Here is a 15,258-nt window from a genome sequence, read left to right as displayed (position 1 = left end):
AAGTCTGGGCCCTGGCAGCCCCCATTCGTCGGATCGAGGCATTTTTGTCCCGGTTCGATGAGAGGGGAGGTCGGGGCCTTGCCTTGACTGGGGGCAAGATCCTCTTTAGACTCTTGTACCCCTAAATTTGGCGGGAATTCGTTCCTGCCATTTTGCTTTTCTTGCAAGACAATAGCGTCGCAAGACAACAGTGGAGCTAGTAGATGGCAACTATCAACCAGCTGGTACGTCAGCCGCGTAAGCGTATCGTCGAGAAATCCGACGTACCTGCGCTGCAGAACTGCCCGCAACGTCGTGGCGTATGCACTCGTGTGTATACCACCACGCCGAAAAAACCTAACTCGGCACTGCGTAAAGTATGCCGTGTGCGTCTGACCAACGGTTTCGAGGTTTCCTCGTACATCGGCGGTGAAGGCCACAACCTGCAAGAGCACAGCGTGGTACTGATCCGCGGCGGTCGTGTAAAAGACTTGCCAGGTGTTCGTTACCACACCGTACGCGGCTCCTTGGATACTTCCGGCGTTAAAGGTCGTAACCAGGGTCGTTCGAAGTACGGTACCAAGAAGCCTAAGTAGTAGCGGCTTTTTGTAAAACTGAATCATCTTATTTTCTGAGTCGATAAGAGTAAGGTCGGAGGCGTCCCGAAAGGGCACCGATTCCGAGCGAACCTGAAGACCGTTTGAGGGCTTATCCATGCCAAGAAGACGCGTAGCAGCCAAGCGCGAAGTGCTTGACGATCCAAAATACGGAAGCCAAATTCTGGCCAAGTTCATGAACCACGTGATGGAAAGCGGCAAGAAAGCCGTTGCCGAGCGTATCGTTTATGGCGCGCTGGAAAAGGTTAAAGAACGCAAGAACAGCGACCCCCTGGAAATCTTCGAGAAAGCTCTCGACGCCATCGCTCCGCTGGTCGAAGTGAAGTCGCGCCGTGTAGGCGGTGCTACTTACCAGGTTCCGGTCGAAGTTCGTCCGTCCCGTCGTAACGCTCTGGCAATGCGCTGGTTGGTAGACTTCGCCCGTAAGCGCGGCGAGAAGTCTATGGCTCTGCGTTTGGCCGGCGAGCTGTTGGACGCCGCTGAAGGTAAAGGTGCTGCTGTTAAGAAGCGTGAAGACGTGCACCGTATGGCTGAAGCTAACAAAGCTTTCTCGCACTACCGCTTCTAATCTTAGCTTCACTAATTTTGCGAGGGCTTTATGGCTCGTACTACTCCGATTAGCCGCTACCGTAACATCGGTATCGTTGCTCACGTGGATGCTGGTAAAACCACCACCACCGAGCGCGTACTGTTTTACACCGGCAAAAGTCACAAAATGGGCGAGGTGCATGACGGCGCCGCGACCACAGACTGGATGGTTCAGGAGCAGGAGCGTGGTATTACCATTACTTCTGCTGCTATTACCGCCTTCTGGAAGGGTTCCGAGAAGCAGTACAAAGACGAGCATCGCTTCAACGTAATCGATACACCAGGCCACGTAGACTTCACCATTGAAGTTGAGCGTTCCCTGCGCGTACTCGACGGCGCTGTCGTTGTGTTCTGCGGTACCTCGGGTGTTGAGCCTCAGTCGGAAACCGTATGGCGTCAAGCCAACAAGTACGGCGTTCCACGTCTTGTTTACGTAAACAAGATGGACCGTGCTGGTGCCAACTTCCTGCGCGTGATCGGTCAGATCAAACAGCGCCTGGGTCACACTCCGGTGCCAATTCAATTGGCAATCGGCTCCGAAGACAACTTCCAGGGTCAGATCGATCTGATCAACATGGAAGCTGTTTACTGGAATGACTCCGACAAAGGTATGGTTCCTGTTCGTAAGCCTATCCCTGCAGAACTGCAGGAACTGGCTGACGAGTGGCGCAACAACATGGTTGAGGCTGCGGCCGAAGCCAGCGAAGAGCTGATGAACAAGTACCTCGAGGGTGAAGAACTCACCAACGTGGAAATCAAGGCCGCTCTGCGTCAGCGTACTATCGCTGGTGAGATCGTCTTGGCTGTTTGCGGTTCCTCGTTCAAGAACAAGGGCGTTCCCCTGGTTCTCGATGCTGTGATCGACTACCTGCCTGCTCCAACCGATATTCCTGCTATCAAGGGTACCAACCCTGATAACGAGGAAGAAGAAATGGAGCGTCATGCAGACGACAGCGAGCCGTTCTCGGCCCTGGCGTTCAAGATCGCTACCGACCCATTCGTGGGTACTTTGACCTTCGTCCGTGTTTACTCGGGCGTGTTGGCATCCGGCGACGGCGTGATCAACTCGGTTAAAGGTAAGAAAGAGCGCGTGGGTCGTATGGTGCAAATGCACGCAAACGCCCGTGAAGAGATCAAGGAAGTACGCGCTGGTGACATCGCGGCCCTGATCGGCATGAAGGACGTCACCACTGGTGAGACTTTGTGCGACGCTGCCAAGCCAATCATCCTGGTTCGCATGGACTTCCCGGAGCCGGTTATTTCGGTTGCCGTAGAGCCTAAGACCAAGGATGACCAGGAAAAAATGGGTATCGCTTTGGGCAAACTTGCTCAGGAAGATCCATCTTTCCGCGTCAAGACTGATGAAGAGACTGGTCAAACGATCATCTCCGGCATGGGCGAGCTGCACCTGGACATCCTGGTTGATCGGATGCGCCGTGAGTTCAACGTCGAAGCCAACATCGGTAAGCCTCAGGTTTCCTATCGTGAGCGCATCACGAAGAACTGTGAAATCGAAGGCAAGTTCGTTCGTCAGTCCGGCGGTCGTGGTCAGTTCGGTCACTGCTGGATCCGTTTTGCTCCTGCTGACGAAGGTCAGGAAGGTCTGCAATTCGTGAACGAAGTAGTGGGTGGTGTTGTTCCTAAGGAATACATCCCTGCTATCCAGAAGGGTATCGAAGAGCAGATGAAGAACGGTGTTGTTGCCGGCTATCCGCTGATCGGCCTGAAAGCAACCGTTTTTGACGGTTCTTACCACGACGTCGACTCCAACGAGATGGCGTTTAAGGTGGCTGCTTCCATGGCAACCAAGCAACTGGCCCAGAAGGGCGGTGGTGAGTTGCTTGAGCCAATCATGGCGGTAGAAGTTGTTACACCTGAAGACTATATGGGTGATGTCATGGGCGACCTTAACCGTCGTCGCGGCATGATCTTGGGTATGGAAGACACGGTTTCCGGCAAAGTGATTCGCGCCGAGGTTCCGTTGGGTGAGATGTTCGGTTATGCGACCGACGTTCGCTCCATGTCCCAGGGTCGCGCAAGCTACTCTATGGAATTCAAAAAATACAACACAGCTCCGGCGCACATCGCTGAAACTGTATCCAAAAAACAAGGCTGATTCAGTCCTTTAGGCAAGGAGTTAATTGTCGTGGCTAAAGAAAAATTTGATCGTTCCCTACCGCACGTCAACGTTGGCACCATCGGTCACGTTGACCACGGTAAAACCACTCTGACTGCTGCTCTGACTCGCGTTTGCTCCGAAGTATTCGGTTCCGCAATCGTTGATTTCGATAAAATCGACAGCGCGCCAGAAGAAAAAGCTCGTGGTATCACCATCAACACCGCGCACGTTGAATACAACTCGCTGATCCGTCACTACGCTCACGTTGACTGCCCAGGTCACGCTGACTATGTGAAGAACATGATCACCGGTGCTGCCCAGATGGACGGCGCGATCCTGGTTTGCTCGGCCGCTGATGGTCCGATGCCACAAACCCGTGAGCACATCCTGCTGTCCCGTCAGGTAGGCGTTCCGTACATCGTGGTTTACCTGAACAAGGCCGACCTGGTAGACGACGCTGAGCTGCTGGAACTGGTTGAGATGGAAGTGCGCGATCTGCTGAGCACTTACGACTTCCCAGGCGACGACACTCCGATCATCATCGGTTCTGCTCGTATGGCTCTGGAAGGCAAAGACGACAACGAAATGGGCACCACGTCCGTTCGTAAACTGGTTGAGACTCTGGACAGCTACATCCCAGATCCAGTTCGTGTTATCGACAAGCCGTTCCTGATGCCAATCGAAGACGTATTCTCGATCTCCGGTCGCGGTACTGTTGTAACTGGTCGTATCGAGCGCGGTATCGTCAAGGTTCAAGATCCACTGGAAATCGTTGGTCTGCGTGACACTACCGTCACCACCTGCACCGGTGTTGAAATGTTCCGTAAACTGCTCGACGAAGGTCGTGCTGGCGAGAACTGCGGCGTTCTGCTGCGTGGTACCAAGCGTGACGACGTTGAGCGTGGCCAGGTTCTGGTTAAGCCAGGTTCGGTTAAGCCGCACACCAAGTTCGAAGCTGAAGTGTACGTGCTGAGCAAAGAAGAAGGCGGCCGTCACACTCCGTTCTTCAAAGGCTACCGTCCACAGTTCTACTTCCGTACTACCGACGTAACCGGTAACTGCGAACTGCCGGAAGGCGTAGAAATGGTAATGCCAGGCGACAACATCAAAATGGTTGTCACCCTGATCAAAACCATCGCTATGGAAGACGGTCTGCGTTTCGCAATCCGTGAAGGCGGCCGTACCGTTGGTGCTGGCGTTGTAGCTAAAATCATCGAGTAATTATCTCTTCTGAGATAGCTCTGATGTTTTGAAAAGGCCCCCGCTCAGCGGGGGCCTTTTTTATTGGGTTGACACCTATCAGGGCCGTCTATAGAATTGCGCCTCCTTTTAACGGGCGTATTGCGCTCGCTGGGAATAGCAGCCGGAGTCTGAAATCCAATGCAAAATCAGCAAATCCGTATCAGGTTGAAGGCTTTTGACCATCGCCTGATCGACCAATCCACCCAGGAAATCGTGGAAACCGCGAAACGTACTGGTGCTCAAGTGCGTGGTCCAATTCCACTGCCTACCCGTAAAGAGCGGTTCACCGTTCTGGTCTCCCCGCACGTCAACAAAGACGCGCGTGACCAGTACGAGATCCGTACTCATAAGCGCGTACTGGACATCGTCCAGCCAACGGATAAAACCGTTGATGCACTTATGAAGCTTGATCTGGCGGCCGGTGTGGAAGTACAGATCAGCCTCGGCTAAGACTTGGGTCTTAGTCGTGTAACGCTCTGAAATGGGCGGCCATAGCGGGTGAAAGCCCCGTACACTCATGAGGTTTACAACATGACTATTGGTGTAGTCGGTCGTAAATGCGGTATGACCCGTATTTTCACCGAAGAAGGTGTCTCCATTCCGGTCACGGTCATTGAGATCGAGCCGAATCGCGTCACCCAGTTCAAAACTGAAGAAACCGATGGCTATCGTGCAGTGCAAGTCACTGTCGGCGAGCGTCGTGCTTCGCGCGTGACTGCTGCTCAAGCAGGTCACTTCGCTAAAGCAAACGTTGCAGCTGGTCGCACTGTTATGGAGTTCCGTCTCGAAGACGGCGACTACCAGGCTGGCGATCTGATCAACGCTGAAATCTTCGCCGCTGGTCAACTGGTTGATGTAACCGGTCAGTCCAAGGGTAAAGGCTTCCAGGGTACGATCAAGCGTTGGAATTTCCGTGGCCAAGACAACACTCACGGTAACTCCGTTTCCCACCGCGTCCCGGGCTCTATTGGCCAGTGCCAGACTCCTGGTCGTGTATTCAAGGGCAAAAAAATGTCCGGTCATATGGGCGCTGAGCGCGTGACCGTGCAGTCCCTCGAAGTAGTGCGCGTCGACGCTGAACGCAATCTGTTGTTGGTCAAGGGTGCTGTTCCTGGCGCTACTGGCGGCAACCTGGTTGTACGTCCAGCGGCCAAGGCTCGCGGTTAAGGGGAAGCTGACATGCAATTAAATGTAAATGACGCTCAAGCGATCGAAGTTTCCGAACTGACATTTGGCGGCGAATTCAACGAGACGCTGGTTCACCAAGCAGTCGTGGCCTACATGGCCGGCGGCCGTCAAGGTAGCAAGCAGCAAAAGACCCGTTCCGACGTACGTGGTGGCGGTAAGCGCCCTTGGCGTCAGAAAGGTACTGGCCGTGCTCGTGCCGGTACTATCCGTAGCCCAATCTGGCGTGGCGGCGGTACCACTTTCGCAGCTCGTCCACAGGATCACACTCAGAAGCTCAACAAGAAGATGTATCGCGCAGCACTGCGCTCCATCCTTGCTGAACTCGTGCGTACTGATCGTCTGGTCGTGGTTCAAGACTTCGCTGTTGAAAGTCCAAAAACCAAAGATCTGCTGGGCAAACTGAACAACATGAGCCTGACCGACGTTTTGATCGTGTCGGAAGCTGTTGATCAGAACCTGTACCTGGCTGCTCGCAACCTGCCACACGTTGATGTACGTGACGTGCAAGGTTCCGATCCAGTTAGTCTGATCGCATACGACAAGGTGTTGATCACCGTGTCGGCCGTGAAGAAATTCGAGGAGCTGCTGGGATGAACCAGGAACGCGTATTTAAAGTTCTGCTTGGCCCGCACGTTTCCGAAAAGGCTACGGTTCTGGCTGACAAGAAAGGCCAGTTCGTTTTCAAGGTTGCAACTGACGCAACCAAGCTGGAAATCAAGAAGGCCGTCGAAAGCCTGTTCAGCGTGAAAGTAGAGCGTGTTACTACCCTGAATGTTCTGGGTAAGAGCAAGCGCACTGCTCGCGGTCTGGGCAAGCGTAATGACTGGAAGAAGGCAGTTATCTCCCTTCAGCCAGGCCAAGATCTCGATTTCAGCAGCAGTGCTGAGTAAGGAAGGGGTGCATCATGGCAATCGTTAAATGCAAACCGACTTCCCCTGGCCGCCGTTTTGTGGTCAAGGTGGTCAACCAGGAGCTGCATAAAGGCGCTCCTCACGCACCGCTGCTCGAGAAAAAATCGAAGACTGGTGGTCGTAACAACAATGGTCGTATTACCACTCGTCACATCGGTGGTGGTCATAAGCAGCATTATCGTCTGGTCGATTTCCGTCGCAACGACAAAGATGGCATCTCTGCCACTGTCGAGCGTATTGAATACGATCCAAACCGTACTGCTCACATCGCTCTGCTGCTGTACGCAGATGGCGAGCGTCGCTACATCATCGCCCCTAAAGGCGTGAGTGCTGGTGACCAGCTGATCGCAGGTGCTTTGGCACCGATCAAGCCGGGCAACGCTCTGCAACTGCGTAACATTCCAGTTGGTAGCACCGTACACGGCATCGAATTGAAGCCAGGTAAAGGCGCGCAAATCGCTCGTTCCGCTGGTGCTTCGGCTCAGCTGATCGCTCGTGAAGGTGTCTACGTGACCCTGCGTCTGCGTTCTGGTGAGATGCGTAAAGTGCTGGCTGAATGCCGCGCGACCTTGGGCGAAGTCTCGAACTCCGAGCACAGCCTGCGTTCGCTGGGTAAAGCTGGTGCCAAACGCTGGCGTGGCGTTCGCCCAACCGTTCGTGGTGTTGCCATGAACCCGGTTGACCACCCACACGGTGGTGGTGAAGGTCGTACCTCTGGTGGTCGTCATCCGGTATCGCCATGGGGCTTCCCGACTAAGGGCGCGAAGACTCGTGGTAATAAGCGTACCGACAAAATGATCGTCCGTCGTCGCAAGTAAATAGAGGGATACGACAGTGCCACGTTCTCTGAAAAAAGGTCCTTTTATTGATCTTCACCTACTGAAGAAGATCGAAGTGGCGGCGGAAAAGAACGATCGCAAACCAGTTAAGACCTGGTCGCGTCGTTCGATGATCCTGCCACAAATGGTCGGTCTGACCATCGCAGTACACAACGGTCGCCAACACGTCCCAGTTCTCGTTAACGAAGACATGGTCGGCCACAAACTGGGCGAGTTTGCCGGTACCCGCACTTATCGTGGGCACGTGGCAGACAAGAAAGCCAAGCGTTAAGGGGTTAGGAAATGGAAGTAGCCGCTAAGTTGTCGGGCGCTCGAATCTCCGCCCAGAAAGCCCGCTTGGTCGCCGACCAGATCCGCGGGAAGAAGGTGGGCGAAGCGCTCAACCTGTTGGCTTTCAGCAGTAAGAAAGCCGCCGAGATCATGAAGAAAGTGCTGGAGTCGGCCGTAGCCAACGCCGAGCATAACGAAGGCGCAGACGTTGATGACCTGAAGGTCAGCACCGTTTTCGTCAACGAAGGGCGTTCGCTGAAGCGCATCATGCCACGTGCCAAAGGCCGTGCTGATCGCATCGTCAAGCGGTCTTGCCATATCACTGTCAAGGTTGCTGACAAGTAACGGAGTCGAAGAGATGGGTCAGAAAGTACATCCCATTGGCATTCGCCTGGGAATCGTCAAGGAGCACACCTCCGTCTGGTACGCAGACGGTCGGACTTATGCGGACTATTTGTTCGCTGATCTGAAGGTGCGTGAGTATCTCCAAGACAAACTAAAAAGCGCGTCCGTAAGCCGTATCGATATCCATCGTCCGGCACAAACTGCACGTATCACCATCCACACCGCTCGTCCAGGTATCGTTATCGGGAAGAAAGGTGAAGATGTTGAGAAACTGCGTCAGGACCTGACCAAGCAAATGGGTGTGCCTGTGCACATCAATATCGAAGAGATCCGTAAGCCGGAGCTCGACGGTATGCTGGTTGCGCAGAGCGTAGCTCAGCAGCTGGAGCGTCGTGTAATGTTCCGTCGCGCTATGAAGCGCGCTGTACAGAACGCCATGCGCATTGGTGCCAAAGGCATCAAAATCCAAGTGAGCGGTCGTCTCGGCGGTGCTGAAATCGCACGTACTGAATGGTATCGCGAAGGTCGTGTGCCACTGCACACCCTGCGTGCCGACATCGACTATGCCAACTACGAAGCTCACACCACTTACGGTGTGATCGGTGTAAAGGTTTGGATCTTCAAGGGCGAAGTAATTGGTGGTCGCCAAGAAGAACTGAAACCACAAGCACCAGCGCCTCGTAAAAAAGCTGCTAAGTAAGGGGTACGCCAAATGTTGCAACCTAAGCGTACGAAGTTCCGCAAGCAGATGACAGGCCACAACCGTGGTCTGGCTCAGCGCGGTAGCAAAGTCAGCTTCGGCGAGTTCGCGCTGAAGTCTGTAGCTCGTGGTCGTCTCACCGCTCGTCAGATCGAGTCAGCGCGTCGTGCACTGACCCGTCACGTTAAACGTGGCGGCAAGATCTGGATCCGTGTATTCCCGGACAAGCCGATCTCCAAAAAACCTCTCGAGGTTCGGATGGGTAAAGGTAAGGGTAACGTGGAATACTGGGTAGCCCAGATTCAGCCAGGCAAAGTCCTGTATGAAATCGAGGGTGTAACTGAAGAGCTGGCGCGTGAGGCTTTTGCCCTGGCTGCTGCAAAGCTGCCGCTCGCCACCGCCTTTGTTAAACGGACGGTGATGTGATGAAAGCGAATGAACTTCGTGAAAAATCCGCACAGCAGCTGAACGAGCAACTGCTCGGCCTGCTGCGCGACCAGTTCAATCTGCGTATGCAGAAAGCAACTGGCCAGTTGGGGCAGTCTCATCTGCTCTCGCAAGTTAAGCGTGACATCGCTCGCGTGAAGACTGTGCTCAACCAGCAGGCAGGTAAGTGATCATGGCTGAAGCCGAAAAGACTGTCCGTACGCTGACTGGCCGTGTTGTCAGCGACAAGATGGACAAAACCATCACCGTACTGATCGAGCGTCGCGTTAAGCACCCGATCTACGGTAAATATGTTAAGCGTTCGACTAAGCTGCACGCGCACGACGAAACCAACCAGTGCCACATCGGCGACAAAGTCACTATTCGTGAAACTCGTCCGCTGGCCAAGACCAAGTCTTGGGCACTGGTTGATGTTCTCGAACGCGCTGTGGAAGTCTAAGGACTAGGGGTCGGAGAAATTATATGATTCAGACTCAATCCATGCTCGATGTGGCCGATAACAGCGGCGCTCGCCGTGTTATGTGCATCAAGGTGCTGGGTGGCTCCCATCGTCGTTACGCTGGTATCGGTGACATCATCAAAGTTACCGTGAAGGAAGCAATTCCTCGCGGTAAAGTGAAAAAAGGCCAAGTGATGACTGCTGTTGTAGTCCGCACTCGTCACGGCGTACGCCGTGCTGATGGCTCCATTATCCGCTTTGATGGCAACGCTGCTGTTCTTCTGAACAACAAGCAAGAGCCGATCGGCACCCGTATCTTTGGGCCAGTGACCCGTGAACTTCGTACTGAGAAGTTCATGAAGATCGTCTCGCTCGCCCCAGAAGTGCTGTAAGGAGATCCGACATGCAAAAGATTCGTCGTGACGACGAGATCATCGTGATCGCCGGCAAAGACAAAGGTAAGCGCGGTAAGGTGCTTAAGGTTCTCGCTAATAACCGTCTGGTTATCGGCGGTCTGAACCTGGTTAAGCGTCATACCAAGCCTAACCCGATGTCGGGCGTACAAGGCGGTATCGTCGAAAAAGAAGCTCCACTGGACGCTTCTAACGTCGCCATTTTCAACGGCGAAACCAACAAGGCTGACCGCGTTGGTTTCAAAGTAGAAGACGGCAAGAAAATTCGTGTCTTCAAGTCGACCCAAAAAGCGGTTGATGCTTGAACACTGCTAGGTAGAAGACCATGGCACGACTAAAAGAGATTTACTGGAAAGAAATCGCACCGAAACTTAAGGAAGAACTTAAGCTTTCGAACGTGATGGAAGTTCCACGCGTTACCAAAATCACCCTGAACATGGGTCTGGGCGAAGCGGTCGGTGACAAAAAAGTCATCGAGCACGCTGTTGCTGACCTGGAAAAGATCACCGGTCAAAAAGTCGTTGTGACTTACGCTCGGAAATCCATCGCTGGCTTTAAAGTCCGTGAAGGTTGGCCGATCGGCGTCAAAGTGACTCTGCGCCGTGAGCGTATGTATGAATTCCTGGATCGTCTGCTGTCGATCTCCCTGCCTCGGGTTCGCGACTTCCGCGGCCTGAATGCCAAGTCCTTCGATGGTCGTGGTAACTACAGCATGGGCGTGAAAGAGCAGATCATCTTCCCGGAAATCGACTACGACAAGATCGATGCTCTCCGCGGTCTGGACATCACCCTGACCACCACTGCCAAGAACGATGATGAAGGTCGCGCCCTGTTGCGTGCTTTCAAATTCCCGTTCCGCAACTGATTGGAGTAGGACCATGGCCAAGATGAGCATGAAAAACCGCGAGCTGAAGCGTCAGCTCACGGTTGCCAAGTACGCCAAGAAGCGTGCAGCACTGAAAGCAATCATCGTTGATCTGAACGCAAGTCCAGAAGCACGCTGGGAAGCTACAGTTGCTCTGCAGAAGCAGCCACGTGACGCAAGCGCTTCGCGCATGCGTAACCGCTGCCGCCTGACCGGTCGTCCACACGGCGTTTACCGCAAGTTCGGCCTCGGCCGTAACAAACTGCGTGAAGCGGCAATGCGTGGTGACGTACCAGGTCTGGTTAAAGCCAGCTGGTAAGTACTTTCAACGTCCGGGTGGGCAGAATCGCAAGATACTGACCGCCGGTGACCTTGAATCTGGATCAAGCCCCTTTTGGGGCTTGTTTCATTTCCGGAGTATGTCTAAAATACGCGGCTCGCCTGAGCCCGTGTTTTTTATGGCCGGAGATTCTCGGCGACATATGTAGCCGCAAGGCTAATTTTTTTGTATTAGGAGCGTCTAGCCCATGAGTATGCAGGACCCGTTAGCGGACATGCTAACTCGTATCCGTAATGCCCAGATGGCTGAAAAGTCCGTCGTAAGCATGCCATCTTCCAAGTTGAAGGTAGCTGTTGCCAAAGTCCTGAAAGACGAAGGCTACATTGCGGGTTATCAGATCAGCAGCGAAACCAAGCCACTGCTGTCCATCGAGCTGAAGTACTTCGAAGGCCGTTCGGTCATTGAAGAAGTGAAGCGCGTTAGCCGTCCAGGCCTGCGTCAGTACAAGTCCGCTGAAGATCTGCCGAAAGTTCGTGGCGGTCTGGGCGTGTCTATCGTCTCCACCAACAAAGGTGTGATGACGGATCGTGCTGCGCGCGCTGCCGGTGTCGGCGGCGAAGTTCTTTGCACTGTGTTCTAAGGGGGGATAAGCATGTCTCGCGTCGCTAAGAACCCCGTTAAGCTGCCAGCCGGTGTCGAAGTAAAATTCGCAGGCCAACAGCTTTCGGTGAAGGGTGCCAAGGGCACTCTTGAACTGAACATCCATTCGTCCGTTGAGATCGTTGAAGAAGCTGGTGAGCTGCGTTTCGCTGCTCGCAATGGCGATCAACAAACTCGCGCAATGGCCGGTACCACGCGTGCGTTGGTAAACAACATGGTCCAAGGCGTAAGCCAAGGCTTCGAGCGTAAGCTCCAGCTGGTCGGTGTTGGTTACAAAGCGCAAGCAAAAGGCACGGTTTTGAACCTGGCCCTTGGCTTCTCGCACCCAGTGGATTACGAACTGCCGGAAGGCATCACCGCTGAGACCCCTAGCCAAACCGATATCCTGATCAAGGGTATTGATAAGCAGCTGGTAGGTCAGGTGGCCGCTGAGATCCGCGACTTCCGTCCACCAGAGCCGTACAAAGGCAAAGGTGTGCGCTACGCGGACGAAGTCGTCCGTCGTAAAGAAGCCAAGAAGAAGTAGGGCATAGCAAATGACCGACAAAAAAGTTACTCGACTGCGTCGCGCTCGCAAAGCACGCCTGAAAATGCACGAACTCGAAGTCGTGCGTCTCTGCGTGTACCGCTCGTCGCAGCACATCTACGCCCAGGTCATCTCGGCCGACGGCAACAAAGTCCTGGCCAGCGCCTCGACTTTGGATAAAGAACTGCGTGATGGTGCCACCGGCAACATCGACGCGGCCACAAAGGTTGGCCAGCTGGTCGCTACACGTGCTAAGGCCGTGGGCGTCTCGCAAGTGGCTTTCGACCGCTCTGGCTTCAAGTACCACGGTCGCGTGAAAGCGCTGGCTGATGCTGCTCGTGAAGCTGGGCTGGAGTTCTAAGTTATGTCAAATAACGACCAAAAGCGCGACGAAGGCTACATTGAGAAGCTGGTTCAAGTTAACCGCGTAGCCAAAACCGTTAAAGGCGGCCGTATCTTCACTTTCACCGCGTTGACCGTGGTAGGTGATGGTAAAGGGCGTGTTGGCTTCGGCCGTGGCAAGTCACGTGAAGTGCCTGCCGCGATCCAGAAGGCAATGGAAGCTGCTCGTCGCAACATGATCCAAGTTGATCTGAACGGCACCACGCTGCAGTACGCAATGAAGTCCGCTCACGGCGCTTCGAAGGTGTACATGCAGCCTGCTTCTGAAGGTACCGGTATCATCGCTGGCGGCGCTATGCGTGCTGTCCTCGAGGTTGCTGGCGTTCAGAACGTTCTGGCCAAGTGCTACGGCTCGACTAACCCGGTAAACGTGGTTCACGCCACTTTCAAGGGTTTGAAAGCTATGCAATCTCCTGAGTCCATCGCTGCCAAGCGTGGTCTGACTGTCAAGGAGATCTTCTGATCATGGCTACCGTTAAAGTAACGCTGATCAAAAGCATGACCGGCCGCATCCCTAACCACAAACTGTGTGTTAAAGGTTTGGGTCTGCGTCGCATCGGTCACACTGTAGAAGTCCAGGATACTCCCGAGAATCGCGGGATGATCAACAAGGCTTACTACATGCTGCGTGTAGAGGGTTAATCGATGAAACTCAATGATCTGAGTCCAGCGCCGGGTTCCCGTCGCGAAAAGCATCGTCCGGGCCGTGGTATCGGTAGCGGTTTGGGTAAGACTGGTGGCCGTGGCCACAAAGGTCAAACCTCCCGCTCCGGTGGCACCATTGCTCCTGGCTTTGAAGGCGGTCAACAGCCGCTGCATCGTCGCCTGCCTAAGTTCGGTTTCGTATCCCTGAAAGCCATGGATCGCGCAGAAGTGCGTCTGTCCGAGCTGGCTAAAGTGGAAGGCGACATCGTTACTGTGCAGACCCTGAAAGATGCCAACGTGATCAACGTCAACGTACAACGTGTGAAAATCATGTTGTCCGGTGAAGTGACTCGCGCTGTCACTATCGGCAAGGGAATCGGCGCCACCAAAGGTGCGCGTTCGGCTATCGAAGCAGCTGGCGGCAAGTTCGAGGAATAAATGGCTAAGCAAGGTGCTCTCTCAGCGCTCGGCAAAGGCGGTATGTCTGAACTTTGGGCTCGTCTGCGTTTTCTGTTCCTGGCGATTATCGTCTACCGAATAGGCGCACACATCCCGGTTCCAGGTATCAACCCGGACCGACTCGCAGACCTGTTTCGACAGAATGAGGGGACCATTCTTAGCTTGTTCAACATGTTTTCCGGCGGCGCGCTGGAACGGATGAGCATCTTTGCATTGGGGATCATGCCGTACATTTCGGCATCGATCATCATGCAGTTGATGACCGCCGTGAGCCCGCAGCTGGAGCAGTTGAAGAAGGAAGGTGAAGCTGGCCGTCGCAAGATTAGCCAGTACACCCGCTACGGCACTGTCGTTCTCGCCCTGGTTCAAGCTATCGGCATGTCCGTTGGCCTGGCGGGGCAGGGCGTTGCGTTCACTGGTGACTTTGGCTTCTATTTCGTCGCGGTATCCACGTTTGTGGCTGGCGCGATGTTCATGATGTGGCTGGGTGAGCAGATTACTGAGCGTGGTGTTGGCAACGGTATCTCGATGTTGATTTTCGCAGGTATCGTCGCCGGTCTTCCGAGAGCAATCGGGCAGTCTTTCGAGTCTGCACGTCAGGGTGATATCAATATCTTCGCCCTGGTTGCCATCGGTGTGCTGGCAGTAGCGATTATCGGTTTTGTGGTGTTCATTGAGCGTGGCCAGCGTCGTATTGCTGTTCACTACGCCAAGCGTCAGCAGGGCCGTAAGGTCTTTGCTGCGCAGACCAGCCACTTGCCGCTGAAAGTGAATATGGCCGGTGTTATTCCGGCAATTTTCGCGAGCAGCATTTTGCTGTTTCCGGCTTCGTTGGGTACCTGGTTTGGTCAGTCTGAAAATATGGGCTGGCTGCAGGACCTCTCTCAGTCGATCGCTCCTGGTCAGCCGTTGAATATTCTGCTGTTTAGTGCAGGGATTATTTTCTTCTGCTTCTTCTATACGGCGTTGATGTTCAATCCGAAAGACGTAGCGGAAAACCTGAAGAAGTCCGGTGCCTTTATTCCGGGTATCCGTCCAGGTGAGCAGTCGGCACGCTACATTGATGGCGTTCTGACTCGTTTGACCCTGTTCGGTGCTCTATATATGACGGCCGTGTGCTTGCTTCCCCAGTTCCTGGTGGTTGCAGCAAACGTTCCGTTCTACCTTGGCGGGACCTCGTTGCTGATCGTGGTCGTGGTTGTGATGGACTTCATGTCCCAAGTACAATCGCACCTCGTTTCGCACCAGTACGAATCCCTGATGAAGAAAGCCAACCTGAAGGGCTACGGCAGCGGCATGTTGCGCTGAGTACCCCATAAGGTTC

26 protein-coding genes are annotated in these 15,258 nt (G+C 54.1%); all 26 read left to right on the top strand.

Annotated features, from left to right (window positions below; genetic code table 11):
- Positions 1 to 203 precede the first annotated feature (203 nt).
- The 26 genes from rpsL (at position 204) to secY (ending at position 15,242) form a co-directional block, all read left to right on the top strand.
- On the top strand, positions 204 to 575 hold the full coding sequence (gene rpsL / locus HU759_RS27320; protein WP_002555494.1) for a 30S ribosomal protein S12: 372 nt from the start codon (positions 204 to 206) through the stop codon (positions 573 to 575).
- Between the two features lie 118 nt (positions 576 to 693).
- Positions 694 to 1,164, top strand: coding sequence for a 30S ribosomal protein S7 (gene rpsG / locus HU759_RS27315; RefSeq protein ID WP_002555493.1), 471 nt, complete (start codon positions 694 to 696; stop codon positions 1,162 to 1,164).
- Positions 1,165 to 1,194: 30 nt separating this feature from the next.
- Positions 1,195 to 3,300, top strand: coding sequence for an elongation factor G (gene fusA, locus HU759_RS27310; protein ID WP_010206921.1), 2,106 nt, complete (start codon positions 1,195 to 1,197; stop codon positions 3,298 to 3,300).
- Positions 3,301 to 3,330: 30 nt separating this feature from the next.
- Positions 3,331 to 4,524 carry an elongation factor Tu gene (gene tuf, locus HU759_RS27305; RefSeq protein WP_003176426.1) on the top strand — a complete coding sequence of 398 codons (1,194 nt, stop codon included), beginning with the start codon at positions 3,331 to 3,333 and terminating at the stop codon, positions 4,522 to 4,524.
- A 159-nt stretch (positions 4,525 to 4,683) separates the two neighbouring features.
- Positions 4,684 to 4,995, top strand: a complete 312-nt coding sequence (gene rpsJ / locus HU759_RS27300) for a 30S ribosomal protein S10 (RefSeq protein WP_003186070.1) — start codon at positions 4,684 to 4,686, stop codon at positions 4,993 to 4,995.
- An 81-nt stretch (positions 4,996 to 5,076) separates the two neighbouring features.
- Positions 5,077 to 5,712 (top strand): 50S ribosomal protein L3, encoded by a 636-nt coding sequence (gene rplC, locus HU759_RS27295; protein WP_003194649.1) that lies wholly within the window; start codon positions 5,077 to 5,079, stop codon positions 5,710 to 5,712.
- 12 nt (positions 5,713 to 5,724) lie between these two features.
- The gene (gene rplD / locus HU759_RS27290; protein ID WP_017135963.1) at positions 5,725 to 6,327 is read left to right on the top strand and encodes a 50S ribosomal protein L4; all 603 of its coding nucleotides are present in this window, start codon (positions 5,725 to 5,727) and stop codon (positions 6,325 to 6,327) included.
- On the top strand, positions 6,324 to 6,623 hold the full coding sequence (gene rplW / locus HU759_RS27285) for a 50S ribosomal protein L23 (RefSeq protein WP_002555488.1): 300 nt from the start codon (positions 6,324 to 6,326) through the stop codon (positions 6,621 to 6,623). The genes rplD and rplW overlap by 4 nt, the downstream gene beginning before the upstream one ends.
- Before the next feature lie 14 nt (positions 6,624 to 6,637).
- Positions 6,638 to 7,462 (top strand): 50S ribosomal protein L2, encoded by an 825-nt coding sequence (gene rplB, locus HU759_RS27280; RefSeq protein ID WP_003176423.1) that lies wholly within the window; start codon positions 6,638 to 6,640, stop codon positions 7,460 to 7,462.
- Positions 7,463 to 7,478: 16 nt separating this feature from the next.
- Entirely contained in the window at positions 7,479 to 7,754 is a 276-nt protein-coding gene (rpsS, locus tag HU759_RS27275) for a 30S ribosomal protein S19 (protein WP_002555486.1), read from the top strand.
- An 11-nt stretch (positions 7,755 to 7,765) separates the two neighbouring features.
- Positions 7,766 to 8,098: a 50S ribosomal protein L22 gene (gene rplV, locus HU759_RS27270; RefSeq protein ID WP_003103908.1), complete on the top strand. Its 333-nt coding sequence runs from the start codon at positions 7,766 to 7,768 to the stop codon at positions 8,096 to 8,098.
- Between the two features lie 13 nt (positions 8,099 to 8,111).
- Positions 8,112 to 8,798 (top strand): 30S ribosomal protein S3, encoded by a 687-nt coding sequence (gene rpsC / locus HU759_RS27265; protein WP_003176422.1) that lies wholly within the window; start codon positions 8,112 to 8,114, stop codon positions 8,796 to 8,798.
- 12 nt (positions 8,799 to 8,810) lie between these two features.
- Positions 8,811 to 9,224 carry a 50S ribosomal protein L16 gene (gene rplP / locus HU759_RS27260; protein ID WP_003232424.1) on the top strand — a complete coding sequence of 138 codons (414 nt, stop codon included), beginning with the start codon at positions 8,811 to 8,813 and terminating at the stop codon, positions 9,222 to 9,224.
- The gene (gene rpmC / locus HU759_RS27255; RefSeq protein ID WP_002555481.1) at positions 9,224 to 9,415 is read left to right on the top strand and encodes a 50S ribosomal protein L29; all 192 of its coding nucleotides are present in this window, start codon (positions 9,224 to 9,226) and stop codon (positions 9,413 to 9,415) included. Before rplP ends, rpmC begins: the two co-directional genes overlap by 1 nt.
- Before the next feature lie 2 nt (positions 9,416 to 9,417).
- Positions 9,418 to 9,684: a 30S ribosomal protein S17 gene (rpsQ, locus tag HU759_RS27250; RefSeq protein ID WP_003176419.1), complete on the top strand. Its 267-nt coding sequence runs from the start codon at positions 9,418 to 9,420 to the stop codon at positions 9,682 to 9,684.
- A 23-nt stretch (positions 9,685 to 9,707) separates the two neighbouring features.
- The gene (gene rplN / locus HU759_RS27245; protein WP_002555479.1) at positions 9,708 to 10,076 is read left to right on the top strand and encodes a 50S ribosomal protein L14; all 369 of its coding nucleotides are present in this window, start codon (positions 9,708 to 9,710) and stop codon (positions 10,074 to 10,076) included.
- 11 nt (positions 10,077 to 10,087) lie between these two features.
- Positions 10,088 to 10,402: a 50S ribosomal protein L24 gene (gene rplX, locus HU759_RS27240; RefSeq protein WP_003176416.1), complete on the top strand. Its 315-nt coding sequence runs from the start codon at positions 10,088 to 10,090 to the stop codon at positions 10,400 to 10,402.
- Between the two features lie 20 nt (positions 10,403 to 10,422).
- Positions 10,423 to 10,962, top strand: coding sequence for a 50S ribosomal protein L5 (rplE, locus tag HU759_RS27235; RefSeq protein ID WP_003176415.1), 540 nt, complete (start codon positions 10,423 to 10,425; stop codon positions 10,960 to 10,962).
- Between the two features lie 13 nt (positions 10,963 to 10,975).
- Positions 10,976 to 11,281 carry a 30S ribosomal protein S14 gene (rpsN, locus tag HU759_RS27230; RefSeq protein WP_003176414.1) on the top strand — a complete coding sequence of 102 codons (306 nt, stop codon included), beginning with the start codon at positions 10,976 to 10,978 and terminating at the stop codon, positions 11,279 to 11,281.
- A gap of 208 nt (positions 11,282 to 11,489) precedes the next feature.
- Positions 11,490 to 11,882 carry a 30S ribosomal protein S8 gene (gene rpsH, locus HU759_RS27225; protein WP_010566853.1) on the top strand — a complete coding sequence of 131 codons (393 nt, stop codon included), beginning with the start codon at positions 11,490 to 11,492 and terminating at the stop codon, positions 11,880 to 11,882.
- 12 nt (positions 11,883 to 11,894) lie between these two features.
- Positions 11,895 to 12,428 carry a 50S ribosomal protein L6 gene (gene rplF, locus HU759_RS27220; RefSeq protein ID WP_003176412.1) on the top strand — a complete coding sequence of 178 codons (534 nt, stop codon included), beginning with the start codon at positions 11,895 to 11,897 and terminating at the stop codon, positions 12,426 to 12,428.
- Positions 12,429 to 12,438: 10 nt separating this feature from the next.
- On the top strand, positions 12,439 to 12,789 hold the full coding sequence (gene rplR / locus HU759_RS27215) for a 50S ribosomal protein L18 (protein ID WP_017135964.1): 351 nt from the start codon (positions 12,439 to 12,441) through the stop codon (positions 12,787 to 12,789).
- Between the two features lie 3 nt (positions 12,790 to 12,792).
- On the top strand, positions 12,793 to 13,293 hold the full coding sequence (gene rpsE / locus HU759_RS27210; RefSeq protein WP_003176409.1) for a 30S ribosomal protein S5: 501 nt from the start codon (positions 12,793 to 12,795) through the stop codon (positions 13,291 to 13,293).
- A 2-nt stretch (positions 13,294 to 13,295) separates the two neighbouring features.
- On the top strand, positions 13,296 to 13,472 hold the full coding sequence (rpmD, locus tag HU759_RS27205; RefSeq protein ID WP_003176408.1) for a 50S ribosomal protein L30: 177 nt from the start codon (positions 13,296 to 13,298) through the stop codon (positions 13,470 to 13,472).
- A 3-nt stretch (positions 13,473 to 13,475) separates the two neighbouring features.
- A complete protein-coding gene (rplO, locus tag HU759_RS27200) occupies positions 13,476 to 13,913 on the top strand; it encodes a 50S ribosomal protein L15 (RefSeq protein ID WP_003176407.1) in 438 nt (145 codons plus the stop codon).
- The gene (gene secY, locus HU759_RS27195; protein ID WP_017135965.1) at positions 13,914 to 15,242 is read left to right on the top strand and encodes a preprotein translocase subunit SecY; all 1,329 of its coding nucleotides are present in this window, start codon (positions 13,914 to 13,916) and stop codon (positions 15,240 to 15,242) included.
- Positions 15,243 to 15,258: the final 16 nt, after the last annotated feature.

It is taken from the genome of Pseudomonas sp. OE 28.3, from assembly GCF_014268205.2.
Taxonomy (GTDB): domain Bacteria; phylum Pseudomonadota; class Gammaproteobacteria; order Pseudomonadales; family Pseudomonadaceae; genus Aquipseudomonas; species Aquipseudomonas edaphica.
Note: the sequence above shows the minus strand (reverse complement) of the source record. Positions and strands in the feature narration are given on the sequence as shown.